The sequence below is a fragment of the Vulcanococcus sp. CPBay_Sum15L08_68 genome (assembly GCF_017855895.1).
GTDB lineage: Bacteria > Cyanobacteriota > Cyanobacteriia > PCC-6307 > Cyanobiaceae > Vulcanococcus.
Map to the genome: position 1 here is coordinate 1 of NZ_JAFMFX010000024.1, position 26177 is coordinate 26177.

General features: G+C 65.6%; 28 protein-coding genes and 1 tRNA gene. 16 read left to right on the top strand and 13 right to left on the bottom strand.

All coding sequences use genetic code 11. The features are described 5' to 3' along the window. Positions 1-178 precede the first annotated feature (178 nt). Both QZ189_RS05750 and QZ189_RS05755 read left to right on the top strand, forming a co-directional pair. Positions 179-1231: a phycobilisome rod-core linker polypeptide gene (locus tag QZ189_RS05750; protein WP_363155425.1), complete on the top strand. Its 1053-nt coding sequence runs from the start codon at positions 179-181 to the stop codon at positions 1229-1231. Positions 1232-1328: 97 nt separating this feature from the next. Then, positions 1329-2570, top strand: a complete 1242-nt coding sequence (locus QZ189_RS05755; RefSeq protein ID WP_296421267.1) for a carbohydrate porin — start codon at positions 1329-1331, stop codon at positions 2568-2570. On the opposite strand, the gene QZ189_RS05760 is transcribed toward QZ189_RS05755, so the two are convergent. Further along, positions 2554-3918, bottom strand: a complete 1365-nt coding sequence (locus QZ189_RS05760; RefSeq protein WP_296421270.1) for a DUF2252 domain-containing protein — start codon at positions 3916-3918, stop codon at positions 2554-2556. The two genes, QZ189_RS05755 and QZ189_RS05760, sit on opposite strands and share 17 nt — an antisense overlap. A gap of 90 nt (positions 3919-4008) precedes the next feature. Between QZ189_RS05760 and QZ189_RS05765 the strand changes: the two genes are divergently transcribed. After that, on the top strand, positions 4009-5508 hold the full coding sequence (locus tag QZ189_RS05765) for a peptide ligase PGM1-related protein (RefSeq protein ID WP_296421272.1): 1500 nt from the start codon (positions 4009-4011) through the stop codon (positions 5506-5508). On the opposite strand, the gene QZ189_RS05770 is transcribed toward QZ189_RS05765, so the two are convergent. Together QZ189_RS05770 and QZ189_RS05775 are read right to left on the bottom strand one after the other, a co-directional pair. Next, positions 5505-5975: a universal stress protein gene (locus QZ189_RS05770; RefSeq protein WP_010317747.1), complete on the bottom strand. Its 471-nt coding sequence runs from the start codon at positions 5973-5975 to the stop codon at positions 5505-5507. The genes QZ189_RS05765 and QZ189_RS05770 overlap by 4 nt on opposite strands. 33 nt (positions 5976-6008) lie before the next feature. Then, positions 6009-6668, bottom strand: coding sequence for a ParB-like protein (locus QZ189_RS05775; protein ID WP_010317746.1), 660 nt, complete (start codon positions 6666-6668; stop codon positions 6009-6011). Between the two features lie 63 nt (positions 6669-6731). On the opposite strand from QZ189_RS05775, the gene QZ189_RS05780 reads away from it, so the two are divergent. Beyond that, a complete protein-coding gene (locus QZ189_RS05780; RefSeq protein WP_296421274.1) occupies positions 6732-7136 on the top strand; it encodes an SgcJ/EcaC family oxidoreductase in 405 nt (134 codons plus the stop codon). Here QZ189_RS05780 and QZ189_RS05785 read toward each other — a convergent pair. The 3 genes from QZ189_RS05785 to QZ189_RS05795 all read right to left on the bottom strand — a co-directional run bounded on the left by QZ189_RS05785 (position 7133) and on the right by QZ189_RS05795 (position 8204). Continuing rightward, a complete protein-coding gene (locus tag QZ189_RS05785; protein WP_296421276.1) occupies positions 7133-7552 on the bottom strand; it encodes a helix-turn-helix domain-containing protein in 420 nt (139 codons plus the stop codon). The genes QZ189_RS05780 and QZ189_RS05785 overlap by 4 nt on opposite strands. A 129-nt stretch (positions 7553-7681) precedes the next feature. After that, on the bottom strand, positions 7682-7852 hold the full coding sequence (locus QZ189_RS05790) for a hypothetical protein (RefSeq protein WP_156797969.1): 171 nt from the start codon (positions 7850-7852) through the stop codon (positions 7682-7684). A gap of 73 nt (positions 7853-7925) precedes the next feature. Then, positions 7926-8204: a DUF427 domain-containing protein gene (locus QZ189_RS05795; RefSeq protein WP_296417888.1), complete on the bottom strand. Its 279-nt coding sequence runs from the start codon at positions 8202-8204 to the stop codon at positions 7926-7928. A gap of 24 nt (positions 8205-8228) precedes the next feature. On the opposite strand from QZ189_RS05795, the gene QZ189_RS05800 reads away from it, so the two are divergent. Further along, positions 8229-9830 carry an NCS2 family permease gene (locus QZ189_RS05800; protein WP_296421278.1) on the top strand — a complete coding sequence of 534 codons (1602 nt, stop codon included), beginning with the start codon at positions 8229-8231 and terminating at the stop codon, positions 9828-9830. On the opposite strand, the gene QZ189_RS05805 is transcribed toward QZ189_RS05800, so the two are convergent. Next, the gene (locus QZ189_RS05805; RefSeq protein ID WP_010317740.1) at positions 9811-10377 is read right to left on the bottom strand and encodes a DUF2808 domain-containing protein; all 567 of its coding nucleotides are present in this window, start codon (positions 10375-10377) and stop codon (positions 9811-9813) included. The genes QZ189_RS05800 and QZ189_RS05805 overlap by 20 nt on opposite strands. An 82-nt stretch (positions 10378-10459) precedes the next feature. Here QZ189_RS05805 and QZ189_RS05810 point away from each other — a divergent pair, with 82 nt between their 5' ends. Continuing rightward, on the top strand, positions 10460-10633 hold the full coding sequence (locus QZ189_RS05810) for a hypothetical protein (RefSeq protein WP_010317739.1): 174 nt from the start codon (positions 10460-10462) through the stop codon (positions 10631-10633). A 6-nt stretch (positions 10634-10639) separates the two neighbouring features. Here the strand turns inward: QZ189_RS05810 and QZ189_RS05815 are convergent, their stop codons facing one another. Next, positions 10640-11896 carry a glutathione S-transferase family protein gene (locus tag QZ189_RS05815; protein ID WP_029626378.1) on the bottom strand — a complete coding sequence of 419 codons (1257 nt, stop codon included), beginning with the start codon at positions 11894-11896 and terminating at the stop codon, positions 10640-10642. Between the two features lie 93 nt (positions 11897-11989). Between QZ189_RS05815 and gorA the strand changes: the two genes are divergently transcribed. Together gorA and QZ189_RS05825 are read left to right on the top strand one after the other, a co-directional pair. Continuing rightward, complete coding sequence (gorA, locus tag QZ189_RS05820; RefSeq protein ID WP_296417884.1) at positions 11990-13351, top strand: glutathione-disulfide reductase; 1362 nt, start codon at positions 11990-11992, stop codon at positions 13349-13351. A gap of 4 nt (positions 13352-13355) precedes the next feature. Beyond that, positions 13356-14063, top strand: a complete 708-nt coding sequence (locus tag QZ189_RS05825; protein WP_296421280.1) for an SDR family NAD(P)-dependent oxidoreductase — start codon at positions 13356-13358, stop codon at positions 14061-14063. Here the strand turns inward: QZ189_RS05825 and QZ189_RS05830 are convergent. Next, a complete protein-coding gene (locus tag QZ189_RS05830) occupies positions 14060-15391 on the bottom strand; it encodes a sodium:alanine symporter family protein (protein WP_247478920.1) in 1332 nt (443 codons plus the stop codon). The two genes, QZ189_RS05825 and QZ189_RS05830, sit on opposite strands and share 4 nt — an antisense overlap. A gap of 49 nt (positions 15392-15440) precedes the next feature. Next, entirely contained in the window at positions 15441-16118 is a 678-nt protein-coding gene (locus QZ189_RS05835) for a DUF3386 domain-containing protein (RefSeq protein ID WP_247478921.1), read from the bottom strand. A gap of 142 nt (positions 16119-16260) precedes the next feature. Here QZ189_RS05835 and QZ189_RS05840 point away from each other — a divergent pair, with 142 nt between their 5' ends. Both QZ189_RS05840 and QZ189_RS05845 read left to right on the top strand, forming a co-directional pair. Then, positions 16261-16539, top strand: a complete 279-nt coding sequence (locus QZ189_RS05840) for a type II toxin-antitoxin system RelE/ParE family toxin (RefSeq protein ID WP_296415248.1) — start codon at positions 16261-16263, stop codon at positions 16537-16539. Continuing rightward, positions 16539-16841: a HigA family addiction module antitoxin gene (locus QZ189_RS05845; protein ID WP_010317730.1), complete on the top strand. Its 303-nt coding sequence runs from the start codon at positions 16539-16541 to the stop codon at positions 16839-16841. Before QZ189_RS05840 ends, QZ189_RS05845 begins: the two co-directional genes overlap by 1 nt. Before the next feature lie 4 nt (positions 16842-16845). On the opposite strand, the gene carB is transcribed toward QZ189_RS05845, so the two are convergent. Continuing rightward, positions 16846-20139: a carbamoyl-phosphate synthase large subunit gene (gene carB / locus QZ189_RS05850; RefSeq protein ID WP_296421284.1), complete on the bottom strand. Its 3294-nt coding sequence runs from the start codon at positions 20137-20139 to the stop codon at positions 16846-16848. Between the two features lie 125 nt (positions 20140-20264). Here carB and QZ189_RS05855 point away from each other — a divergent pair, with 125 nt between their 5' ends. From QZ189_RS05855 to QZ189_RS05870, 4 genes are read left to right on the top strand one after another with little or no spacing between them, the layout of a single operon-like run. Next, positions 20265-20900 (top strand): DUF3318 domain-containing protein, encoded by a 636-nt coding sequence (locus tag QZ189_RS05855; RefSeq protein WP_010317727.1) that lies wholly within the window; start codon positions 20265-20267, stop codon positions 20898-20900. Further along, positions 20893-21321, top strand: coding sequence for a ribosome silencing factor (gene rsfS, locus QZ189_RS05860; protein WP_247478923.1), 429 nt, complete (start codon positions 20893-20895; stop codon positions 21319-21321). Before QZ189_RS05855 ends, rsfS begins: the two co-directional genes overlap by 8 nt. A 12-nt stretch (positions 21322-21333) precedes the next feature. Further along, entirely contained in the window at positions 21334-21846 is a 513-nt protein-coding gene (locus tag QZ189_RS05865; RefSeq protein WP_247478925.1) for a CGLD27 family protein, read from the top strand. 1 nt (position 21847) lies between these two features. After that, positions 21848-22822 carry an asparaginase gene (locus tag QZ189_RS05870; protein ID WP_296421286.1) on the top strand — a complete coding sequence of 325 codons (975 nt, stop codon included), beginning with the start codon at positions 21848-21850 and terminating at the stop codon, positions 22820-22822. On the opposite strand, the gene QZ189_RS05875 is transcribed toward QZ189_RS05870, so the two are convergent. Next, on the bottom strand, positions 22819-23466 hold the full coding sequence (locus QZ189_RS05875; protein WP_029626377.1) for a transaldolase family protein: 648 nt from the start codon (positions 23464-23466) through the stop codon (positions 22819-22821). The two genes, QZ189_RS05870 and QZ189_RS05875, sit on opposite strands and share 4 nt — an antisense overlap. A gap of 73 nt (positions 23467-23539) precedes the next feature. On the opposite strand from QZ189_RS05875, the gene QZ189_RS05880 reads away from it, so the two are divergent. Continuing rightward, positions 23540-23616 (top strand) — tRNA-Met (locus QZ189_RS05880). A gap of 59 nt (positions 23617-23675) precedes the next feature. Further along, on the top strand, positions 23676-25295 hold the full coding sequence (locus QZ189_RS05885; protein WP_296421288.1) for a GMC family oxidoreductase: 1620 nt from the start codon (positions 23676-23678) through the stop codon (positions 25293-25295). A gap of 8 nt (positions 25296-25303) precedes the next feature. On the opposite strand, the gene QZ189_RS05890 is transcribed toward QZ189_RS05885, so the two are convergent. Then, positions 25304-25657, bottom strand: coding sequence for a DUF2811 domain-containing protein (locus QZ189_RS05890; protein ID WP_363155435.1), 354 nt, complete (start codon positions 25655-25657; stop codon positions 25304-25306). Between the last annotated feature and the right edge of the window lie 520 nt (positions 25658-26177).

Consider the following 26177-nt stretch of genomic DNA (forward strand, 5'->3'; position numbering starts at 1 on the left):
CCCTTTCACGCCGGGGAAACCCTGAATTGGCGCCTGAAGCAGGCGCAATGGCGCGCGTCAGCAGCGTAAAGAGCTCGCAATCTTTCAACGACGGCTCAAAAGAATCCGCCTAATTTCCAAGCGGCTGCGTGAATCACGCGCTTCTTCCATAGTCCGCCCGATCCACATGTCTCTTGTCATGGCGCCCGCTCTGGGTATCGAGAGGTTTGCAAACGGTCAGAACAAAGAACACAGGCAGCAGGCCTCCGATAGCGATAAGAGCACCATCATTCGTGCCGTCTACCAGCAGGTTCTGGGCGGTCAGCATGTGATGAAGAGCGATCGACTCGAAGGGACCGAGTCGCTCTTCCGCAACGGCTACCTGAACGTGCGCGAGTTCGTGCGCTTGGTGGCCAAGAGTGCCCAATACCGCGCTCGCTTCTTTGAGAGCTGCAACCCCTACCGCTTCATCGAGCTCAACCACAAACATCTGCTGGGCCGCGCTCCTCACAACAAAGAGGAGATGCTGCACCACTTCACGATCCTGCAGGAGCAGGGCTACGACGCGGAGATCGACTCCTACATCGATAGCGACGAATACAGCCGCAACTTCGGCAACGACCGCGTTCCCCACATGCATGGTTGGGGCTATTCGGTTGGCCACGAAGGGCGTCAGTTTTCCTATCTGATGCAACTGGCCCGGGGCGCCGCCGCCTCGGTCAAGGGCGACCGCAACGGCAGTCAGTTCAAGCTGGGCCAAGCCCTGCACCAAAACCGCGCCATTCCGGTGCCCGGTGCTGGCGCTGCGGTCAGCGTGGCCCGCTACGCCCACATCAGCACCGATGGTCCCTTCAAGGCCTCGATGTCCAGCGGCAGCGATCTGCCCAGCGGTGATCTGCCCAGCGCCCGCCGCATCGACGGCAGCCCCGCCTACGGCTTCCGCAGCAACGAGTTGCTGGTCTCAGCACCGAATACCGGCGCCGCCGAAGGCAGCCGGGTGGTCACGATCACCGCGACGGGCATCGCCAACAACCGCTTTATCCGCCACGGCGCCTACACCACCCGCGTGCCCTACAGCCGGATGAACGAGGCCCTGCAACGGGTCCTGCGCCAGGGCGGCCGCGTCGTCAGCGTCGTCGTCAGTGGCGACAGCGACATCTCCTCGGCACCCGCCCCCGCGCCGACTCCTGCTGCCGAAGCCCCAAGTGAAGACAAACCCAAAGCCAAGGGGCGTGGCCGCTCCAAGGGCTGATTAAACCCCTCCCCATGACCTCTGCCCCTGGCCAAACGGCCGGGGGCTTTTTATTGCCAGTCCCCGCCAAGATGGGACGACCTCTGCGTGAGCCACGGTGATCCTGCGGGGCCTTGCCACTGGATCGCTAACGCTCCTGCTCAGCCTGCTGCTTGGCGGCAACGGCTGGGCAAGCGAAGACAGCACAACACGCCCGAGCGAACAACCCCAACAGGCCTTCAGCCTGCAAGAGGCGCTGAAGCTGCCCGACTGGTTGTTGTTCTCGATCAGCTACACCGCCGAGCCCATGGCGAACCCCCTGGGAGGGGCTGCTCAAAGCTCGGCCTGGATCCAGGACACATCCCTTGATCTCCAACTGGGGACAGGTCTGAGCCGTGCGGTCCAGGACTGGAGTGAGACGGATCACTGGCACATCAACGCCAACGTCAATCACTTCGCGGGCGATCTGAGCTATGGCAGTCGCATTGGCGCATTCCTAGCCCCGCAAACCCTGTCCTACCCCGCTGGTTTCTATCCGACGGAACTGTCCTTGGAGCGCAGCGCCGGAGAAGGTTGGATCGGTGTCCGCGCTGGTGTGATTCCGATCAATGGTGATTTCGATGGAACGCTGCTGAGTGCGCCGATCCTCAACAACTACGTGCACTCGGCGTTGAACAACACCTACAACATCTTTGCCGGCAACCTACCGATCTCACCCTTTTCAAGCCTGGCCGCAAGGCTCGACATCCATCCCCACAAGGATGTTGACGTCTACTACGGCTGGTTTGATCTCACGACCGCCATCCCGATCATCCAAGCCTTCGGCGCGCCGGTCAACATCACGCCCACCAAGGTCGGAGACGCCCACATCCTGCAGCTGAACTACAGCCCCAAGCGCAGCCAGCCCGCAGGCAGCGTCCTACCCGGTGAGCTGTTCTCCATCGGCGGCTTCACCACGGACTACCAAGGCGAAGGACTGTTCGGCAGTGCGACCTGGAAAAGCGGTCTACCCCTGGGCCTCGATGACCGGGTCTGGATCGGCGGGGCCTACTCGCCGGAGTTTGATCTCAACCAGGCACCAAGCTTCCTCGGCGGCGGCCTGGTGATCCAAGGGGTCTTCCCCAAGCGCCCCCAGGACCTGCTGATCCTCGGTGGCGGGCACGCTGGTCTGAGCGCCGCGGCCCCACCGGGCTACCCCAACCAGCCCTACGAGGGCGTTCTGGAGCTGGGCTATCGCCTGCAGCTCAACCCCAATCTGAATCTGCAGCCCACCCTGCAGTGGATCTTCAACCCCAGTGGCCGAGACATCCCCACACCGGGAATCCTGACCACCAGCGTCCAGATCAGTCTGAGCTTGTAAGCCGGCCGGAGGCCATGGCCTGCAGCAGCGCCCGATGGTCCTCTTCCACCTGATCGCTGTAGCCCAGGGCAAAGTTGGCCATCGCCCGATCAAAGCCCTTGTCATCCCCGAGGGCGCCATGGAGGGTTTGACGCTGACCACTGCGGGCGTGGGCCCGTGCCAAGACCATGGCGCAGAGCTTGGCGTAGGCCTTCAGGGAGGGGGGCTTCATCGAGGCGAGGGAGACCGAGGCCTTCCAGTCCCGCAGCTGCCGCCAGTACATCGGAATGCCTTTGGGCGTTGAGGTCCAGCCCAAGAAGGGATCGCAGACGCACTGGATCAAACGCTGGCCTTCGACAACCCGCTGTCCCTGATGCCCCGCCTCATTCCCCAGTTGCTGGTCGATGCAGGACGGCAGGGCCTGCTTGCTTTGCAGCAACAACCAGTCCTCCGGATGGGGCCCCTTCATCAGGCCAATGGCACAGCGGGTGCCAACCGAACCCACGCCAACGGCTTTGAGGGCGGTGTCGACCAAGGCAAAGTCCTGCAATTGGTAGCGGCGGTGGGGTGGCAAGCTCTCGCGATACCCCGCCAGCAGGAAGGCGATCGCTTCGCTGTGGCTGGGGATGGACGCAGGATCCAGATCCGGCTCTGAGGCCCACAGGGCGGTGGGATCCAACAGGGCATGGCGCCAGACCAAGGGCGGCTGATGGCGAATCTGAGCGGTTCCATCCGGCAGGAACTCACAGTGCTTCTGAATGGCCTGGCGTCCCGAGCGCCGCAGGGCTTGGGCCACCGCCACCTCAAGGTGGGAGCGGAAGGCCGTGGCCGGCAGCTCCTCCACGAACCGCTCAACATGGAGCAGACAGTTCCAGAGCTTCAGGGTGGGGAGGTTGGCGTACTCCGCCATCGCCTTGCGATAGGCCGCGGCCACCTTGCGGGCGAGGCGGAACTGCTCCTCGCGATCCAGTTGCCACTGGCGTGCCACCAAGACGGCGCTGACCAGGAGGCGTTTGACATCCCACTCAAACGGTCCGGGTGCGGTCTCATCAAAGTCATTGATGTCAAAGACCAGGCTGCGCTCCGGCGAGGCATAAAAACCGAAGTTCAGCAGGTGGGCATCACCACACAGCTGCACCCCATGGGGACTACGGGGCAAGGGCGCCAGATCGGCCGCCATCTGGGCCGCCGTCCCTCGGAACCAGGCGAAGGGACTCTCGGCCATGCGCCGATGCCGCTCGGCGATCAACCAGGGCAAGCGGGTGCTGTTCTGTTCCTCGATTCGGCTGATCGGATCCCGCCGATCAAGCAGCGGTTGCCAGAGCGAGAGGTCCTCCCATCCAGCCGCGTTGGGGTCGCTCGCACGCAACGGTCCTAGGAGGTGCACCTCCTACTGACTTAGCGAGCCGCCGGGCAAAACGGAAGAATCTGGCAAACATGGAGACAAGCGCCTCGCCCTATGGCCCTCTCCTTTCGGGAACTCCAGGCCCAACTGCAGCCGGGCTGGGGCTGTGAGCACAGCGGCAAGGGCGGCCAGTTCGACGTGCTGGTGGTGCCCTCCCTGAGCATGGACAGGGCGCTGATGGCCCTGGTCACCGGTGCGCACCATTACGAGGAGCGGCAGCTGTTTTCGCTGATTCGGCTTCGGGATCCCGGGGTCAGGGCGATCTATGTCACCAGCAAGTTGCTGCCGGAGCTGGTGGTCGATGCGGTCCTCGAGCTTCTGCCCGGTGTCCCCACCTCCCATGCCCGGCGGCGTCTCCAGCTCTTTGACACCGATGACGCCTCCAACCGTCCGCTGACCGAAAAGTTGCTGGAGCGGCCCGCCCTGCTGGCCCGCATCCAGGAGCAACTGCGCCCGGGACGCAGCTTCATCAGTTGCTTCGTCGTGACCGAGCTCGAGAAACGTCTCTCCGAAGCGCTGCAGATCCCGCTACTCGGCACCGACCCCGCCCTGGGCCACTGGGGCAGCAAGGCCGGCAGCCGTGAGCTCTTTGCCCGTTGCGGGGTGCCGCACCCACCTGGGAGTGATCTGGTCCACAACCTCGAGGACCTGGCCGAAGTCACCGCCACGCTCTGGGAAGCGCACCCTGAGCTCAGGCGCTGCGTGGTCAAGCTCAACGAGGGGATCAGCGGTGAGGGCAATGCCGCCCTGGATCTCGCCCCGATGCAACTGCAGGAGCTCTCTGCCGCTGCCCGGCGCCAGCGGCTGCGGCAAGAACTGGAGCGCCTGCCGATGCCCGCCCAAGGCTGGCTCACCCTGCTGGCGGAGCAGGGCGCCCTGGTGGAGGCCTGGCTGGAGGGGGGCGATCAACTCAGCTCCCCCAGCGTGCAAGGAACCATTCACCCCGGGGGGCGCGTTGAAGTGCTCTCCACCCACGAACAGATCCTTGGGGGCAGCAATGGCCAGACCTATCACGGCTGCCGCTTCCCAGCGGACAAGGCCTATCGCCTCACACTGATGCGCCATGGCCAGGCCATTGGCGAGGCCCTGGGAGCCGAAGGGGCCCTGGAGCGCTACGCCGTCGACTTCATTGCCCGCCTGATCGATGGGCAATGGGATCTACAGGCGATCGAGGTGAACCTCAGGCAAGGCGGCACCACCCACCCCTACATGGCCCTACGGGCCATCACCACCGGCAAGCTCGATCCGGGAACGGGTGAGTTTCTCTCCCCCACCGGTCAGGCCCTGCACTACATGGCCACCGACAACCTCACGCATCCCAACCTGCGGGGGCTGCTGCCGGCGGACCTGATCGACATCGTCGCCGAAGCCGATCTGCACTACGACCCGGCACGTCTACGGGGCAGCGTCTTTCACCTGCTGGGCTGTCTCTCGGAGTACGGAAAGCTGGGGATGACCTGCGTGGGTCGCAGCGCCGCGGAAGCCAAGCAGGTCTACGGGGCCACGGCGGGGCAACTGATCCAACAGGCCACCAGCGTCCAGGGCGGGGGCTAGTCCTGCCCGCGGCCGGGATAGACCAAGACCGGCAACTCCGCGTGGGTCAGCACCCGTTGGGTTTCACTGCCGAGCACCAGGCCCGCCAAGCCGCGGCGGCCATGGGAGGCCATGAAGATCAGATCGCACTGGTGATCGCTGGCGGCCTCAAGGATCGCCTCATAAATCACGGCATTCACCGAGGTCGCCCCATCCGCCTCCACCCCCTTGGCACTGGCCTTGGCCTTGGCCGCCCCCAGTACCGATTCGGCGTAGTCCGCATTGGCCTTGCTGAACTGCTCGGTCATCAGCGGATCCAGGACCAAACCCTCCCCATAGAGGGCTACATCGGGGCGACCGTAGTAGCTCGGTTGCACATGGAAAAAGGTGATCTTGGCGTCGATCTCACTGGCCATCTGCACCGCCTGATCCACCGCCAACTGGGACAGCTCCGAGCCATCGGTTGGCACCAGAAGATGACGAAACATCGGCTGCAGTCCTTTGCTCTACCCGAAAGCTAGTCAGGACGGCCCAATCCAACCGGCCAGCCGTGAGGCCGCCTGGGAGCGAGCCAAAGCCCGGGCCGCGGGCAGGGCCGGCTCCAGCTTTGCTGAGCTGAAGGGCGGCAGTTGGCGACTGCGCAACCAGGCCCCCCAGCGGAACTCATGGAAGGGAATCAAAGGCGCCGAGGTGATCACCTTCTCGCGCTTCAACTTCCAGACCAGGCTGCGGTAGGGATCGTCCTGGGTTCCCAGCAGCGTGGGGGGTAAGACCGACGGATGCTGGGGCCCCAGGCCGCGACCGTCATAGAGGTAGAGCCATCCCCGGCGCTGCAATTCAGCCAGGACCACCGCGGGATCGGCGCTGTCCACCTCCAGCGCCACATAGCCGAAGGCCGTGGCCTGGGGATCCAGCTCAAGCAGGGCGCGCAGGCGATGGTGACGATCCACCATCCAGAGCTCACCGGCGGCTGAGCGCACCAGCGGCGTGGGTTTGCGCTTTAAGTACTGACGCTGCTCTTTGGGGTCATCCTCAGCAAAATCCCTTTGGCGGCTGACGATCTCCGCCATGCCCACGCAGAGCTGAGTCGGATGCAGATCCTGAATCGGAACCTCGAGCAGCGCGTTCTTTCCGCCCTTCGGGGGTGGCAAGGGATGAAACGGAGGCAAACGCAGGGCCATGGACCGAACCTAAACCGGGTTTTTCAACTGCTGCTGTCACTCTTGGCCGTTTTTTGTGTCGGCGTGAACAGTGCCTGGGCTGCGGATTCAACCAGCTGCCACACCCTCACGGATCCCCAAGTAGCCGCTCTATTTGACCGCTGGAATGCGGCCCTGGCCACTGGGGATCCCGCCCAGGTCAGCGCCCTCTACCGCCCGGATGCGCTGCTGCTGCCCACCCTCTCGAACCAGGCACGCACCACGACGGCGGGAATCGAGGACTATTTCAAGGGCTTCCTGAGCAAACACCCCACCGGCCGCATTGATGAGCGGGTGATCCAAAGCGACTGCAACGTGGCCATCGACGCCGGCAACTACAGCTTTGAACTGGACGGTCAGGGCTGGGTTCGGGCCCGTTACACCTTTGTCTACGCCTACCAGGATGGAGCCTGGAGCATCGAGCACCACCACTCCTCGCTGCTTCCCTAGGCCGCGGCCTTGAGCATGTGCCGCAGTTCGCCCTTCGGGAATTCCGTCAGGGCGGAGGGCGAGGGGACCGGGGTGGACTTCAGCCGTGCTCCCTCTTGGTGCTCACGGATGGTGAGGCCATAAATCTCGAGGAAGAAATCGCGATCAGCCACCGAGCCCGTCAAACCACAAAGGCGGTAGAGCTCACGCAGAGGAGTCCAGGGCCGGTCCAGGACGAGGCTGTTCAGCTGATGCAGACGAAAACGTCTCAGGGCCTTGAGCGGTGGTTCACCGCAATGGCTATGGAAGAGGTTCTGCAGGGTGCGAACACTGACGTGAACATGGGACGCCAGGTCCGGCATCCGCAGATCGCTGGCGTAATGCTCAGCGACATACAAGGCCAATGCGCCCATCACTGCCACGTCGGCTGGATCCATCGCTCGCTGTTGAACAGAGCGCACCAACCGAGGCGAAGTAAAAACTGCGGTCAGAAATTACGAGAACTTGCGATCCCGTGAGGGCGAATATCACGGAATCCTGCGCACCATGCAAAACCTGCATAACGCTCAGCGTGAACGGCCTCGAGCGGCGACGGTTGTCGGGGCCAACAAGCAATGGGGAGCGCCGCGCCAGCGCCGCTGGCGGCGCCGCTGCAACCAGGTCAATAGCAATCTCAGGGCAATAAAGCCGTAGAGGCCAAGCAACACCAAGCTCGCGGCATCTTTGGAGCTCGCCATGACCAGGGTCAATGCGCAACCCCGTCATCCAAGCGGCGCCTGATCACCCGTCAATCGGCATTTGTGCCGAGCTTCAGGCGACCTTCACCCCCTTCCAGAACGCCACCCGTTCGCTGATTTCTGCGGCGGCGGGCTTGGGGGTCTCGTAGCTCCAGGCGCAGTTGGCATTGACCTCACCGTTGACCACCACATCCCAGTAGCGGCAGGTGCCCTTCCAACCGCAGCTACTGGTGTGGCTGCTGTCGCGGAAGAACTCCTGCTTCAAAGCCGCCCGGGGGAAATAAGGATTGCCCTCCACCACGACGATGTCGTCGCTCTCGGCGATGACGGTTCCGTTCCAGCTGGCTTGCATGCTTGAGGGGATGCCACTGCCGCCATGATCTCGCCTGAGCCAAGCAAGTCGGGGCCCCGCTGGTTCGTTAGCGGAGATCTCGATGGGTTTCTCGGCCTGAGCCTGGACAACCTGATCCAGATCCTGCTGATCCTGGGGCTCTGCCGCGGGGTGCTGGGCTACCCCGATGCCCTGGTCTTTGGAACCATCCTTCCCGCCACCGGCATCAGCCTGTTGATCGGCAATGGTGCCTACGCCCTGCAGGCCTACCGGCTGGCGCAACGGGAGGGACGCAGCGACCGGACGGCCCTGCCCTACGGCATCAACACCGTCAGCCTCTTCGCCTACATCTTTCTGGTGATGCTGCCGGTGAAACTCACCGCCCTGGGCCAGGGGCTGGATGAGGCCAGCGCCGTCCGCCTCTCCTGGCAGGCGGGCCTGGTGGCCTGCCTGGGCTCGGGCTTGATCGAGGCCTGCGGCGCCTTCTGCGCAGGCTGGCTGCGGCGTTGGCTGCCCCGGGCCGCCCTGCTCTCCACCCTGGCGGGGATTGCCCTGGGCTACATCGCCCTGGGCTTTTTGCTGCGCACCTATGCCCAACCGCTGGTGGGTCTGGCGGTGCTGGCGGTGATCCTGGCGACTTACTACGGCAAGGTCCGCTTCCCGATTCCGGGCGGCCTGCTGGCGGTGCTGGTGGGCAGCGCCCTGGCCTGGAGCAGTGGACTGATTGACGCCAACCCGGAGCGCTGGGCCCAGGAGGCCGCCCAAATCGGTTGGCGCTCGCCCCAGCTGCAGCTCGGGAGCCTCTGGGATGCCCGCGGGCAACTGCTGCCCTGGCTCGGGGTGATCGTTCCGATGGGGCTGTTCAACGTGCTCGGTTCGCTGCAGAACATCGAGAGCGCGGAGGCCGCCGGCGATCGCTACCCCGTGCGCAGCTCACTGTTGATCAATGGCCTGGGGACGGTGGTCGCCGCTGGCCTGGGCTCCTGCTTTCCCACCACGATCTACATCGGTCATCCCGGCTGGAAGGGGATGGGGGCCCGCATTGGCTACTCCTGGCTGAACGGCCTGCTGATGGGCGCGGCCTGCCTGTTGGGGCTGTTTGGCGTGGTGGGCCAGATCGTGCCGATCGAAGCCGGGATGGCGATCGTGCTCTACATCGGCCTGGTGATCACGGCCCAGGCCTTTGAGGCCACACCCCGCGCCCATGCGCCAGCGGTCGCCCTGGGACTGATGCCGGGCCTGGCGGGATGGGGGGCCCTGCTGATCAAGGCGGGGCTCCGCGCCGGTGGAGCCGGCAGTGCCGAGACCCCCTTTGGCCCTGGCTTGCTGGAGGGGCTGCAACAGGCCGATGTCTGGGCTGCGGGTGCCTTTGCCCTGGAGCAGGGCCAGATCATCACCGCCATGCTCCTAGCGGCGATGGTCGTCTACGCGATCGAGCAGCGCTTCAAGGCCGCCTGCCTGGCGGCCCTGGTGGCCGCCGCCTGCTCCTGGTTTGGCGTGATCCACGCCTGGCAATTCAGCGCCAGCGACACCACCCTGCAATTGGGCTGGGGCGTGGGCGCAGCCTGGGCCCAGGGTTATCTGGCGATGGCCGCGGTCTTCGCCGCCGCCAGCCTCAAGGGCCGCCTCACCAGAAACGGCTCATGATCTCCAGCCGCGCGACCCCCAGCGGTGCCGGCACCGGGTCGGGGCCCGCGGGCAGGGCCTGCACCGCAAAGACATAGGTGTCAGCCCAGGTGGGATTCAGCGGCGGGCGCAGGGCCAGGGTCACCTCCTGACCGGGTTGCGGCGGCTCCGGGAAGACCGCCCGCAGCGTGCGCGTGGCCTGATCAAAGGTGGCCTCCACTGGCACGGCAGCACCCTCCCGCCGGGGGCGACCGATGAAGGCATGGGCACGCTGGGGCGCCAAGGAGAAGTTGCGATCGACCCCGCGGATCTGGGTGATCACCAAGCCCCCCAGTCCGGCCCCGGCGTTCTCCGCCAGGGTGACGGTGAAGTAGTACTCCCCCTGGGCCTGGTTGACGTACCAGTAGTAGTTGGTGAAATCCACCTTCCAGGGTGGATTGGTGAAATAGGTCTGGCCCCGCAGCTCCAGGGCCGCCGCGGGCTCAGGCCGGATGCCGTCGGCCGCTGCACCAAGCAACAAACCAAGCGCCGTGCAGGCGGCGGCCGATGACGCTCTCCAGGCGGCCATAGCTGCATTGGTGTGGATGGTTGAACGCTAGCCAGCGTTTTTGAGAGCAGTTGATATCTTCAAAGCACTGCAGCGCACCTCGATGAACCGGGCTGAACTCGATGCCATCGAACTGATGCTGCGGGACCTCAACACCCGCCACGAAGAGATCCGCCACCGGGCGGCCTTCCGCGGCTGCACCCGCGAACTGGTCACCCTGCAGCAGGAACTGGTGCAGTACCTGATGGCCAAGAAGGCCCAGATCAGCGGCCGCTAATTCCGCCTAGGCCTCAACGAGAAAGGGAACGGGGTTCTGATCGCGGCGGTGCTGCACCGGCAGCGCTTCCGCTTGGGCGTTGCCATCGAGGGCGGCGGTGGTCTCCAGGGCGGCGCGCAGCAGGCGGCCGGCATGCAGGGACATGTCCCGCGGCACCGAGATCCGATCGCGCAGGTAACGCAGACCCGCGGCCGTGCCGGCGGGTGGAGTGATCGCGCCGTTGGCCGGCTTCAACAGCAGGGTCAGGGCCGCGCGCAGTGCCTGATCAAAAGCCGCTGAGGGGGCGGGATTGATCGCCAGCAAGCGCTCGCGGTGGCGCAGCACCCGGGCCACGGCCTCAAGGGCGGCCCCCTCGGGCGCCGGCTGGCGGGTCTCGATCACGGCCGGATCCTCCACGGGCCAGGGACCCTGGTCGATCAGCTCAGCGACGCGGCGTTGCTCGGCCGTGCCGCTGGCCAAGCAGCAACCCATCTGCGGCGGCAGGTCATGGGCATGGGTGTGGAAATCGCTCTGGGTACCCAGGTAGGTGCGGCGCTGCTCCAGCGCCGTGAACCAGCGGTCGATGGCCGGGTGCTGCTGGCGAATCCCGTAGCCCTTGTAGTAGGCGAGGGAGGCGTTCATCCGCTCGAGGTAGGGGATGAAGATCACATCGGCACTGCTGAAGCGCTCGAGGAAAAACGGACCAGGGGTGGCCTCCAGGGCCTCCTCCACCAGGGTCGCGATCCGGGCGAAGTGCTGTTCAGCCGGAGCGCTGTGCGCCCCTTGGCCCTCGCAGTAGCAGAGCCATTGGCACCAGGCGCGAAACAGGCGGCGCTCCAACTGCCGCAGGGGGAAGACATCGGGATCACTCAGGCCAGCCTCCAGCGGCCCAAAGGCATCCTCCAGGGCCTGAAGGATCACATCGCTCTCGGTGTAGAGACGCCCGTCGAGCTCCAGGGCCGGCAGCATTCCCGAGGGGACAACCTGCTTGTACCAGCGCTCCTTCTCGCCGTAGCAGAACATCGTCACCTTGCGGATCCGGTAGGGGATCCGCTTCTCCTCCAGCCAGAGCCAAACCTTCTGGCAATAGGGACACCAGGCGTGGTGATCGCGATAGAGGGTGACGCGCACCTCCGATTCCGGCCGGCCAAACAGCCGCAGCCGCGCCTGGGCGTTGGTGGGACCCTCCTGACGCAGCTGCAGCAGTTGCTCTTCGCTCTGCAGGGGCAGCAGCTCAGCAAGGTCCTCCCAGCTCAATGCTTGCGGGCCCGGGGAGCTGAACATCAACGGGAGGGCGGGACGGCCTTCTGTTTTAGGGAATCAAAGCGGCAGCGCGGGTGCCTCTAGGCAACACTTGGGGCAAGCAAGGGCGAGGGCATGAGCGACCACTTCGATCTGATCGTGATCGGGGCCGGATCCGGCGGACTGGCCGCCGCCAAGCGCGCCGCCTCCTATGGCGCCCGCGTGGCCATCGTTGAAGGGGATCGGGTCGGCGGCACCTGCGTGATCCGCGGCTGCGTTCCCAAAAAGCTGATGGTCTACGGATCCGCCGTTCGCCACCAACTCAGCGATGCCGCCAGCTACGGCTGGAGCCTGGGCGAGGTGAGCCATGACAGCAGCGTCCTGCTCAGCAAGGTGCGCGCCGAGGTGGATCGCCTCAACCAACTGCACATTGGCTTCCTGGAGAAGGCTGGCGTTGAGCTGGTGCGCGGCTGGGGCCGTCTCGCCGACGACCGCAGCGTCAGCGTCCAGGACAGCAGCGGGAAGGAGACCCGGCGGCTGAGCGCCGAGCGAATCCTGATCGCCGTTGGCGGACGCCCCCATCGGCCCGAGATCCCGGGCGCCGAGCTGGGCTGGATCTCGGACGACCTGTTTGAACTCGAGCAGTTCCCCAAGCAGGTGGTCGTGGTCGGCGCCGGCTTCATCGCCTGTGAGTTCGCCTGCATCCTCAATGGCCTGGGGGTCCAGGTGACCCAACTGGTGCGCGGCGATCACCTGCTGCGGGGCTTCGATCGGGAGTGCGGCCAGGCCGTGCTGGAGGCGATGGAGGCCGAGGGCATCACGGTGCGCCTCGCCCACAGCCCCGCCGCCATCGAAGGCGAACCGGGGGCGCTGACGGTGGTCACCCAAAGCGGCGAGCGCATCGCCTGCAACGGCGTGCTGCTGGCCACGGGCCGCCGCCCCTTCCTGGCGGGCCTCAACCTCGAAGCCGCTGGGGTGGCGATGGAAGGCCATCGCATTCCAGTCGACGCGGATCAGCGCACCAACGTGCCCCACATCTACGCCGTGGGAGACGTCACCGACCGGGTCAACCTCACCCCGGTCGCCATTGATGAGGGCCGGGCCCTGGCCGACAGCATCTGGGGGAACAAGCCGCGCCAGGTGGACCACGACCTGGTGGCGGCGGCGGTCTTCTCCCAGCCGGAGCTCTCGAGCGTTGGCCTCAGCGAAGAGGCCGCGGTCGAGCGCTACGGCAAGGACGGCATCAAGGTCCATCGGGCCCGCTTCCGTCCCATGAGCCAGGCCCTACCGGCCCGTGATCCCAAGGTGCTGCTCAAGCTGGTGCTCGAGGCCGGCAGCGGCAAGGTGCTGGGCTGCCACATGGTGGGCGAGCACGCGGCCGAGATCATTCAGATGGCGGCCATCGCCATCGGCATGGGAGCGACCAAGGCGGATTTCGATCGCACCATGGCGCTGCATCCGACGATCTCAGAGGAGTTCGTCACGCTGCCCAACTAAGGCCATGCGCACACTCTTGATCAGCGGCGCCAGCCGCGGCATCGGCCGGGCCATGGCCGAGCGGCTCCTGAGCGATGGCCATCGCCTGAGCCTGGGCCTGCGCAACCCAGGCGACCTCAAGGGCAGCCCCCTCGACCCCGAGCAGGCCGGCGCCGAGCGCGTGCTGCTGCATCCCTATGAGGCGGCCGAACCCACGAGCGCCGAGGCCTGGGTGCAGGCGACGCTGGAGCACTTCGGAGCGCTCGACAGCGTGATCCACTGCGCTGGGATCTTCTCGCGGGTGCCGCTGGTGTTTGAGAGCGGCCAGGAGCAGGAGATCCAGCGGCTGTTCGACGTCAACGTGATGGGGCCCTGGTGGCTGACCCGGGCCGCCTGGCCGCAGCTCCAAGCCCATGGCTCCGGGCGCGTCGTCGTGCTGGTCTCCATGAGCGGCAAACGCACCAAGGGCCGCCTGGCGGCCTACAGCACCAGCAAGTTCGCCTTGATGGGGCTCTGCCAGACCATGCGCAATGAGGGCTGGGAGAGCGGGATCCGGGTGACGGCGGTCTGCCCGAGTTGGGTCAACACCGACATGGCCGCTGCGGTGAAGGCCCTGCCCCCTGAGCAGATGACCCAGAGCGAAGACCTGGCCGCCCTCACCAGCCAGCTGCTGGAGCAACCCAACAGCTGCGTGCCCTTTGAGCTGGCGGTGAACTGCAACCTCGAGGCCTAGCGCTCGAACTTGTACTGACGGGTCAGCTGGAAGACCGTGCCGCTCAGCAGCAGCAGGGAGATCAGGTTGGGGATCGCCATCAGGCCGTTCAGGATGTCGGCGACGGTCCAGATCAGATCAAAGCTGGCCACTGAGCCCAAGACCACCACGGCAACCCAGACCAGACGGAAGGGCTTGATGCCCTTCACACCCACCAGGAACTCCAGGCAGCGCTCGCTGTAGTAGCCCCAGCCCAGGATGGTCGTGGCGGTGAAGAAGACCGTGCCGAAGGTCACCAGCCAGGCACCACCGGGCAGACCCCAGTCAAAGGCGGCCATGGTCAAGGCAACGCCCTGGGGAGCCGTTGCCCCTTCCATGGGCAGCCAGGCACCGCTGATGACGATCACCAGGGCGGTCATCGTGCAAACAATGATCGTGTCGATAAAGGTGCCGAGCATCGCGACGGAGCCCTGCAGCACCGGATCACCGGGCTTGGCCGCCGCCTGGGCGATCGGCGCGGTCCCCAGGCCTGCTTCGTTAGAGAACACGCCGCGGGCGATCCCCTTCTGGATCATCACGCCGATGGCACCACCGGCCACGGCCTGGGCCGAGAAGGCGTCTTGGATGATCAGCGCCAGGGCCGCGGGAATCTCACCCAGGTGAGCCAAGAGAATCGTCAGGGCGCCGCCGACGTAGACGATGGCCATGAACGGCACGACCGCCGAGGCCACCCGTCCAATCCGTTCGATGCCGCCGATGATCACAGCAAAGGTGATCGCAGCAAAGACCACACCGGTCACCAGAGGCGGGATCCCAAGACTCACGTTCAAGGCCTTGGCCAGCTCATGGGCCTGAACGCCATTGCCGATGCCAAAGCCGGCGAGGGTGCCAAAGAGCGCAAACAGAACGGCCAGCCAACCCCAGCCGCGGCCAAGGCCATTGCGGATCACGTACATCGGACCGCCAACGTGCTCGCCCAGCTCATCCACCTCGCGGTGATGCACCGCCAGCAGCGACTCGGCGTACTTGGTGGCCATGCCCACCAGGGCAATCAGCCACATCCAGAAGACCGCGCCCGGACCACCAACGCCAATGGCACCGGCGACACCGGCAACGTTTCCGGTGCCGATCGTCGCTGCCAGGGCTGTCATCAACGACTGGAAGGCCGTGACATCACCCTCGCCGTCGGACTGACGAATCGAGGCCCAGGTCTGCCGCACGGCATAGCCGATCCGGCGGAGGGGCATGAAGCCGAGGCCCACCATCAGGTAGAGCCCCGTCAGGCCGATCAACCAGAGGGTGTAGGGCCCCCACACCACTGAGTTGATCTGATTGAGCAGATCCTGCATCCGATCCCGCCGGTCAAACCTGGCGGGATCGTGTCACATCTGCTGGCGTTCAGCTATTGGCGTTGAGGGCTTCGAAACGGAAGACCTGACGACCGGCCGGGGTGTCACCAAAGGCCTCGGTTTCCACCACCCGCTCGCTCAGCACCCAGGGACCCTCACCGGCCAGGGGAACAAAGGTGTCGGTGAAACGGCTCTTGCCGCCGCGGGCCTCGCCGCTGGCGGGATCGGCGTACTGGCTGGTGTAGCTGTGGCTGAGGTAGCCGCTGCCGGTGTCGGTGGTGCTCTCGGTGAAGATCGTCACCACGGTGCCGTGGATGTGGCGGTGCACCATCGTCACCACGTCGTCCTTGATCCGGTAGCGGTCGCCGGCGTTCTTACCGCCGACGATCACCTCGGTCCCAACCGCATCGGTCTCGCCGGCGGTGAAGGTGTTCTCGCCGTGGGTCTGCTCGAAGCTGCGGCGCACGCGGTGGATGCAGACCTCCCAGAGCTGGGAGGCGATCGCCTTATGGATCTCCTCGTTCTCGATGCCCTCCACCTGGGCCTTCAGGTCAGCGCCCACCTTGAAGCTGCCTTCGACGCGCTGGTCCTCCTGCTCCCAGATGCAGCGGCCGCTGTAGCCACCAAAGCCCGGGGCCCAGGTGTAGCGGTTTTCATAGGCCGCCCGGAAGGCAGCCGTGCAGTCAGAGCCTGAGCTAACCGGAGCAGAGCTAGGGGCGACGGTCACGGATACGCATTCAGCAAGGAACCAGCGTAGGGGGATGAAGCGATCGGTGATTTCACGGACGACTTAGCTCAACGCAGCCCATAGCGTGGAAGCCATGGGAGCAGGAACCAATGCTTCTGCGAAACAGAACTAAGATGAACTGGTGATCCGCTCGTTTCGATGCGCAGACACCGAGCGACTAGCGCAGGGATGGGCGATCCCCCGCTTTCAGGCCTTCGAACGGGTGGCCCGGCGCAAGCTTCGCCAGCTGGACATTGCCTCGCGCCTGGAGGATCTGCGCATTCCCCCCGGCAATCGACTGGAAGCACTGCGCGGCGACCGAGCTGGAGAACACAGCATCCGGATCAACGACCAATTCCGCCTTTGCTTTGTTTGGTCAGATTCCGGCCCTGAAGCCGTTGAGATCGTTGATTACCACTGATGACTGCCACACATCGCCTAAGCCCCATTACCCCAGGTGAACTGCTCGTTGAGGAGTTTCTGGTTCCGCTTGGGGTCAGCCAGTACCGACTGTCGAAGGCCATCAAGGTGCCGGCATCCAGGATCAGCGAAATCGTCTCCGGTCAGCGATCGATCAGTGCGGATACCGACCTGCGACTCTGCCGCTTCCTGGGCCTCAGTCCCGGGTACTGGCTTCGTGCTCAAGCCGCCTACGACACAGAGATTGCCGGAGCGGAGCTCGCTGAGGAGATCGCCAAGATTCAGCCCTTGGTGAGCAGCTGAGTCCCTACCCGTGGATGTCCTGCAGGGCGCGCACCTGCATCTCCTGGGCCTGAAGGGCGGCGATGCCCTCAACTGCGGCACGGGCACCGGCCAGGGTGGTGACGGTCGTGACGGCGTAGTCGATGGCCGCGCGGCGCAGGTACTTGTCGTCGTGGGCGGCCTGACGACCGACCGGGGTGTTGATCACCAACTGGATCTCACCGGAGCGGATCGCATCCTCGATATTCGGGCGGCCCTCGTGCACCTTCAGGACGGTCTCAACCTTGAGGCCGGCCTCCGCCAGCGCGCGGGCGGTGCCTTCGGTGGCCACCAAACGGAAGCCCATCTGATCAAGGCGCTGGGCGACGGGCAGCAGGGCTGACTTGTCGCGGTCATGGGTGGAGAGGAAGACCGTGCCGCTGGTGGGCAGGGCCTCACTGGCACCCAACTCCGCCTTGGCGTAGGCCAGGCCGAAGCTGGTGGCCGTGCCCATCACCTCACCGGTGCTGCGCATCTCCGGACCCAGGATCGAGTCGGCGCCGGGGAAGCGCTTGAAGGGCAGAACCGCCTCCTTGACCGCCTGCAGGGGCGGCTTGGGCTCGCTGGTCAGACCGATCTGATCGAGGGTCTTGCCCGACATGATCCGGCTGGCGATCTTCGCCAGGGGCGCACCGGTGGCCTTGGCCACGAAGGGCACGGTGCGGGAGGCCCGGGGGTTGGCCTCGATGATGTAGACGAGTCCGTCCTTGATGGCGAACTGCAGGTTGATCAGGCCGTTGACCTGAAGGGCCAGGGCCAGGGCTTCAGACCACTGGCGAATCGTGGCCAGGGCCTCCTGCTCCAGGCTGACCGAGGGCAGCGCGCAGGCCGAGTCACCGGAGTGCACGCCGGCCGGTTCGATGTGCTCCATCAGGCCGCCGATGACGACCTTGCCGGTGGCATCACAGAGGGCATCGACATCGACCTCGGTCGCGTTCTCGAGGTACTGGTCAATCAGCACCGGGTGATCCGGCTCGACATTCACCGCCTCGTTCATATAGCGGTTCAGCTCGTCCTCGCCGTAGACCACCTCCATCGCCCGGCCGCCCAGGACGTAACTGGGGCGCACCACCACGGGATAACCAACGCGCTCGGCCACCACACGGGCCTCCGCTTCGCTGCGGGCCAGGCCATTGCGGGGCTGACGGATGTCCAGGCGACGCAGGATCGCTTCGAACTGCTCGCGGTCTTCCGCCGTGTCGATCGATTCGGGCGAGGTGCCCCAGATGCGGGTACCCGTGGCCTGACCGGCGGGGGACTGCAGCCAGTTCAGCAGGGGAATCGCCAGCTTGAGGGGGGTCTGGCCGCCGAACTGAACAATCACCCCCTCAGGCTTCTCGGCCTCGATCACGTTGAGCACGTCCTCAAAGGTGAGGGGCTCGAAGTAGAGGCGATCGGAGGTGTCGTAGTCGGTGGAGACCGTCTCGGGGTTGGAGTTCACCATCACCGTTGCGAACCCCTCCTCCTGCAGCGCAAAGGAGGCGTGGACGCAGCAGTAATCGAACTCGATGCCCTGGCCGATCCGGTTGGGGCCACCGCCCAGGATCATCACCTTGCGCCTGGACTCCGGCTGAACCTCGGACTCCGGAGCGATCAACTCCAGGCTGCCGTCGGGGAGCAGACGCTCCATCGGCCGCTCATAGGTTGCGTAGTGATAGGGCGTGCTGGAGGCGAACTCCGCCGCACAGGTGTCCACGGTTTTGAACACCGCATTGACGCCCAGGTTCTGGCGATGGGCGCGCACCTCCAGTTCCTTGCTGCCGGTGGCCCAGGCGATCTGACGATCGGAGAAGCCCAGCTGCTTGAGCTCCAGCAGGGCGGCGGCATCCAGGGCGGTCAGGTTCTGGCCCTTGAGCAGACGCTGCTCGCTCTCGATGATCCGGCGCAGCTTCGCCAGGAACCAAGGATCGATGGCGGAGATCCGATGGATGTCGGCATCGCTGTAGCCGTTCACCATCGCCGTGCGAACCGCAAAGATCCGATCGGGTGCAGGGGTGCGCAGTTCCCGGTCGAGGTCCGAGCGCTCGGGGCTGGGGTCCGGGCGATCGCAACCCCAGCCGGCGTGTCCGGTCTCCAGGGAACGCAGGGCCTTTTGGAAGGACTCCTCAAAATTGCGGCCGATGGCCATCGCCTCGCCCACCGACTTCATCGCGGTGGTCAGCACGGCGGGGCTGCCGCGGAACTTCTCGAAGGCGAAGCGGGGGACCTTCGTCACCACGTAATCAATCGTGGGCTCGAAGCAGGCCGGGGTCTTGCCGGTGATGTCGTTGATGATCTCGTCGAGGGTGTATCCGACGGCCAGACGCGCAGCGATCTTGGCGATCGGGAAACCCGTGGCTTTCGAGGCCAGGGCCGAACTCCGCGAGACGCGCGGATTCATCTCGATCACGATCACGTCGCCATTGGCGGGATTGATCGCGAACTGAATGTTGCTGCCGCCGGTATCCACACCGATCTCGCGGATGATCGCGATCGACTGATCCCGCAGGCGCTGGTACTCGCGGTCCGTCAGGGTCTGGGCCGGGGCCACGGTGATCGAGTCACCGGTGTGCACCCCCATCGGATCGAGGTTCTCGATCGAGCAGACGATCACCACGTTGTCGGCGGTGTCGCGCATCACCTCCAGCTCGAATTCCTTCCAACCGAGCAGGGACTGCTCAATCAGGATCTGATTCACCGGGCTGGCGTCCAGGCCGCTCAGGCAGATCGCCCGGAACTCCTCGGGGTTGTAAGCGATGCCGCCGCCGCTGCCCCCCAGGGTGAAGGCCGGGCGAATGATCCGCGGATAGCTGCCGATCTGATCCCCGACAGCCTCGGCCTCCTCCAGGGTCGTCGCGATGCCGGAGGGGCAGACACCCACCCCAATGCGACCCATGGCCCTTTTGAAGAGGTCCCGGTCTTCCGCCTTTTCAATCGCCTCGAGGTTGGCGCCGATCAGCTCCACCCCGTACTTCTCCAGGGTGCCGTCCTTGGAGAGGGCCACCGCCAGGTTCAGGGCGGTCTGTCCGCCCATGGTCGGCAGCAGGGCGTCCGGACGCTCCAGCTCGATCACCCGGCGCACCACATCAGGGGTGAGAGGTTCGATATAAGTGCGATCCGCCATGTCCGGATCGGTCATGATCGAGGCGGGGTTGCTGTTCACCAGCACCACCTCAAAACCCTCGGCCCGCAAGGCTTTACACGCCTGGGTTCCCGAGTAATCAAATTCGCAGGCTTGCCCGATCACAATCGGGCCTGACCCCAGCAGCAGGATGCGACGCAGATCCGTGCGACGGGGCATAGCAGGGGGCCGGCAGCCAAACCCATCCAGCCTCTCACGTGGCTGAAACCCCTTGCTGTTAAGCCAGACCCAGCCAACGATCCCGTCGTGGCTAGTGTTGTCTTCAACACGGCCGAAGCGTCCTCATGAGCGAACTCCAGCGCCTGAAGGGGCTGCTGCCTCCCGAGATGCAGAGCTGGGTGTTTGTGGAAGCCGCGGCCTCAGCAGACCCGCCGCTGATCACCATCGAGGAGATCGGCCGCGATGAGGTGGAGGTTCAGCTGGATCTCCAGAAGTGGGATGCCCTGGCGATCGACCACCGCAACCTGCTCTTCTGGCATGAGGTCGGCCGCATCCAGAACGACTCCGTCCCCCGGGACGGCTGGGAGATGGCGGCCCTGGCCATCGGCCTGGGTGGCGCCATCGGTGAACTCTGGGTTCAGGACGGCCTGCTGCTGCTGATGGCCATGGGCCTATCCGGCTTTGCCGGCTACCGCCTCTATCTCAAGAACAACTCCGAGAAGCGTCTGCAGGACGCCATCGCCGCCGATGAGCGGGCGATTGATCTGGCCTGCCGCTTCGGCTACACCCTGCCCAATGCCTACAAGAGCCTCGGCGGGGCCCTCAAGGAGCTGGTGGAGCAGACCCGCAAGAAGAAAAAGCGCAGCTTCTACGAGGACCGCCTGGAGGCGCTGCGCAAGAGTGCAGGGAAAGCCCGGGCTGAGATGGCCCAGCAACAGGGCTCCCGACACTCCGTGAGCAGCGAGAACGTTTATGGCTGAGGCCCAAGCCGCCAAGCCCAGTCCCGACCCCAACCGACCCCGGCTCGACCTCGACGACAGCAAAGCCCTGGCGCTGCTGGCCGCCGATGCCTGTGACGACCGCAAAGCCACCGACATCGTTCTGATTCGGGTGGAGGAGATCTCCTCGATCGCCGACTGGTTCGTGATCGCCAGTGGCTTCACCGATGTCCAGGTGCGCGCCATGGGCCGCTCCGTTGAGGACAAGCTCGAGGAGCACACCGGCCGCCTGCCCCTGCGCAAGGAAGGGCAGAACGAGGGGCGCTGGGTGCTGCTGGATTACGGCGAGGTGATCGTGCACTGCCTCACCCCGGACGAGCGCAGCTACTACGACCTGGAGTCCTTCTGGGGCCACGGTGAGGTGGAGAGCTTCGTAGGCTCGGCCGAGGCTCCACCGGCCTGAGCCGGACACGCAATGGCTGCTAGCGATCCTTCGCCGGGGCTCAGCAACAGCACGCCCTGTCCGGTCCCGCCAGAGCAGCGCCCGCTGGAGCAATACAAGGAACTGCAGGACTCCCTGTTTTTTGCCTGGGCCCAGCAGAACATCGCCCAGCCCTTGATCCAGAGCTGGCTGATTGCGATGCCGCTGACGCTCTACCTGGCGACCGGCAGCTTTGCCCTACGCCACGACCCCGCAGCCCTCACCGCCGCCGGAGCCGCCGGCGCCTGCGTCGTGCCGCTGCTGATGCTGACGCGCCAGTGGCTGGGCTGGAGAACCGTGCTGCGGCGCCTGACCTCCACCCAGGTGGAGTACGAAGAATCCGGTTGGTACGACGGGCAGGTCTGGGAAAAGCCACTCGCCTGGAGACAGCAGGATCTGCTGGTGGCCACCCACGAAGTCAAGCCAGTCCTGCGCAAGATCCAACTCGCCCTGGCCGCGACCGGCGGACTGCTCTTGCTCTCGACGGGACTCTGTCAGGCTCTCTGACATGACCTTCTCCAGCAGCTTCGGTAGCCGTCCTGGGGTGCCCCCCCTGGAGGTGCGCCTCACCCGCAACGGGATCGGCGAATCGCTGCACCGCGTCCATGCCGTGGTCTGTGACCAACGCGGCCGGATCCTGATGCGCGCTGGTGATCCGCAGCAGCTGAGCTTCATCCGCTCCGCGCTCAAGCCCTTCCAGGCCCAGATCTTCGTCAGCAGTGGAGCGGCCGATCTGGGGCAACACGACGACCGCGCCCTCGCCATTGCCTGCGCCTCCCACGCCGGGGAGGCGGGCCAGGCCCGCGAGGCCTTCAAGATCCTCTGGAAGGCCGACCTCGAAAGCGAGCAGCTGCAGTGCCCCACCCCCGCCGGCAAGCAGAGCCCGCTGGAGCACAACTGCTCGGGCAAGCACGCCGCCTTTCTCGCCACCTGCCGCAAGATGCACTGGCCGCTGGAGACCTATCTCCAGATCGAGCACCCGCTGCAGCAGCAGGTCCTCAAGCGCGTCTCCGAGCTGCTGGGGATACCCGCCGCGGAACTGATCACGGCCCGCGATGACTGCGGCGCACCGACCCTGCAACTGCAGCTGGCTCAGATGGCACTGCTCTTTGCCCATCTCGGAGCCGGACAGAACCCCGAACTCGAGCGCCTCTGCCGCTCGATGCTCGCCCACCCCGACCTGGTGGCCGGCGAGGGTCGCTTTGACACCGCCGTGATGCGCAGCAGCCACGGCCAGGTGCTGAGCAAGGGGGGCGCCGAGGGGATCCAATGCCTCAGCCGAGTCGGCGAAGGGTTGGGATTGGCGATCAAGGTGGAGGACGGAGCCCGCCGCGCCAAGCAGGCCGTCGCCCTGCACCTGATGGAGCAGCTCGAGTGGCTCACGCCGATGACCCTCGAAGAACTCAGCACTCAGTTCCTGGTGCCCAACACCGCGGTCAAGCTCGAGGTCAGCGGCGAACTGCGCTTCGACAACGGCAACTAGAGCGCATCGCGCTCGAACTGGGCCGCCGCGGCCTCGGTGGCCTCAACGCTGAAGAGCGCCTGGGCGATCGCTGGGCTGATGGTGAAGGTGTTCAGGCCCTCGGCCGCCAGGCGCGGCAGATCTGAGGCGCTGCGCAGGCTGGCCACCAGCAGACGCAGGGTCGAACCCAAGGCATCGATGCAGCGCTGCATCGCGATCAGCTCCCCATGGCCATCGCGGCCCAGGTCACTGATGCGCCCGAGGTAGGGGGCGATGTAGTCCACCCCAAGGGCTGCCGCCAGCAGCACCTGCTGGGGTTCGTAGCAGGCGGTGAAGGTGATCCGGCAGCCCTGCTGCTGCAGCTCCCGGGCGGCCTCCAGGCCAGGGCGGGTGATGGGCAGCTTCACCCAGATGCGATCGGGCGCGATCGCCGCCAGGGCAGCTCCGCAGCCCACCAGGTCCGCACCCCAGGCCTGCAGATGCAACTCCTGCACACCCATCGCCAGGGCCCGCTCGCTCAAGGCCCGGAGGTTCTCCAGGGTGCAGGGCTGGCCCGCGCGCTTCAGCAGCGTCGGGTTGGTCGTCACCCCGCCAAAGAGCCCCGTGGGCAGCCACTGCTCCCAGGCGCTGGGGTCGGCCGAGTCCAGCAGCAGATGCAGTGCCATGGCAGTCAGGGGCTGAGTCCATCCTGGCTCCATTGCCGGAGGGATCCGCTGTGCTGTAAGGTTTCTGGGTCGCCGCGGGGTAGAGCAGTCTGGTAGCTCGTCGGGCTCATAACCCGAAGGTCGGTGGTTCAAATCCGCCCCCCGCCACCAACTCCAAAAGCCCCGGCCTTCTCTGAAGTGCCGGGGCTTTTTTGATGGCTGAAACCCTGATGGCTGCTAGCAACCCTGACGCAATCGTCGTCGGCTCCGGGGCCACCGGTGGGGTGGCAGCCATGGCCCTCGCCCAGGCGGGCCTGCGGGTTCTGGTGCTGGAGGCCGGCCCGGAGCTCAGTGCCAAGCGGGCCTTTGGCAGCGAGCCCCTCAACAGCCTCAAACGCCTGGCCAACATCAGCAGCGGCCGGCAGCGGATCGCCGCGAATCACCCGGGCTACTGGAAGGCCAACCCGGAGCTGTTCGTCGATGAGCAGCGCAACCCCTACTCCACCCCCGACGATCGCCCCTTCCTCTGGACCCGGGGGAGACAAGTGGGTGGCAAAAGCCTCACCTGGGGAGGCATCACCCTGCGGCTCTCCGACTACGAGCTCAAGGGAGCAAGCCGGGATGGCCATGGCCAGGACTGGCCGATCGCCCATGACGACCTGGCCCCCTGGTACAGCCAGCTCGAGACGCTGCTGGCCGTGAAGGGCCAGCGGGATGGCCTACCGCAGCTGCCCGATGGGGAGTTCCAGGAGCCAATGCCCCTGACCCCCGCCGAGGAGCACCTGGGCCGCTCGATTCGCCGGGATCTGGAGCTGCCCTTGATCCACTCCCGCGGCTTCGAGCTCAGCAAGAGCGCCCAGACCCCCTGGCCCCGTTCCTGCTCCCAGGGCGGCGCCCTGGCCATTGCCCTGGCCAGCGGCCGGGTGGAGCTGCGCAGCAACAGCGTGGTCAGCCACGTGCTGATCGACCGCGCCAGCGGCCGCGCCGAGGGCGTCGAGGCGATTGATCGCCAGAGCGGCGAGCACTTCTGCGCCAAGGCCCCCCTGGTGGTGCTCTGCGCCAGCACGATTGAGAGCCTCAGGCTGCTGCTGCACTCCCAGCAGCAGAGCGGCCTGGAGGACGTCAGCGGCAAGCTCGGGCAGGGGCTGATGGACCACATCTCCCGCAGCTGCTTCTTCTCGATCCCCGATCAACCGGCCGCGGGGAGCAGCGAACTCTCCGGTGCGGGCAGCTGCTTCATTCCCAACACCCTGGAATCACGGGACTTCAAACGGGGCTATGGCCTCTGGTGCGGCATCCAACGCTTTGATCCGCCCCAACTGCTGCAGCGCGAGCGCGGCAGTGCCGTGGGCTTCCTGATCGGCCATGGCGAGGTCCTCAGCCAGAGCCACAACCAGGTCAGCCTGCACCCCGAGCGCAGGGATGCCTGGGGGATTCCCATCGCCCATATCGACTGCCGCTGGGGCGAGAACGAGCAGGCCATGGTCGACCACATGGGCCAGCGGATGGAGGCGGTCGTGCGGTCGGCCGGCGGCCAGATCAAGCCGCTCGCCGACCTCTTTGTGATGCCCCTGATCGAGCCGCTTGTTCAAGGCAGCCTGGCCCTCTCACCGGGGGCTGCCCCACCGGGCTACTACATCCATGAACTCGGGGGAGCGCCCATGGCGGAACGGGAGGAGCTGGGCGTTCTCAACCGCTGGAACCAGCTCTGGCGCACCCCCAACCTGCTGGTGACCGACGGCAGCTGCTGGCCCAGCGCCGGCTGGCAGAGCCCCACCCTCACAGAAATGGCCCTCACCTGGAGGGCCTGTGACCACGCTGCGGCCGCGATGAAGCGCGGGGAACTCTGAGGCGGGACTCAGGAGTCAGCTGCGCTGACGAACAGACCGTTGAGGTAGTGCTGGGTGACGGACTGATCGCTGCAGCCGTTCTGGAACAGGAAACCAGCCAGGGCTGAGGTGATCACCCGGTACTGATCCCAATCGGGTCGATTGCTCAAGAAGGACTTCATCCCATCAAAGAGGGCCTCCGGCACCTCGGCCTCAAGGCTGATGCGAGGCGCCCCCAGGGGCTGATCGCTCGCCGGCTCCGACTGCTCCAGGCAGCGGTTCAGATGCGCCCGCTCCGGGTCCTCACCAAACAAGGGGTGATCGGAAACCTCTCGCTCTTGCAGGCCTTCAACACCCTGGTGGTTCAAGCGGCTGGGCTCCAACAATTCACTCCTGCGACGCCAACCAGCAAGCCACAAAGCGACGGCCCCCGTCAAAGCGTGTTGCATCCACGACACCGTGGGAGAGACAGGCTGAGACAGCAGTCGCTGACTGGGGTCTTGAACTGATTCCCAGACCGCTCAGGGCGTCGCCTAGCCATGGGCATCCCCCTGTCAAGCGACCTGCGGACAAAAGCGCGCATTCCCCAGGAATGCCCTTACCGCGCGCAAGCAGGTCGCGCAAGCTGTGGAAAAGATCAATCCCCCCTGGGGAAAAGCTCAGACCCCTGGGGAAAGCCGGAAAAGATAAGCAGGGCTTATGCGGGCCAGTCTCGTGGGACGCGCCTGGATTCGAGACGGATGAGCGGGGTTATTCCGAGGGGTTTTCTTCCGATTTGGGACGCGGTTTGTAAAGCGTCTTCGGGCCGAGGGGGTGCTCGGCGTGGGGATAGGGGGTGTGGGTATGCCCGTGATCGTGGCTGTGGTCGTGGCTGTGACCGTGCTCGTGGGAATGGTCGTGGTC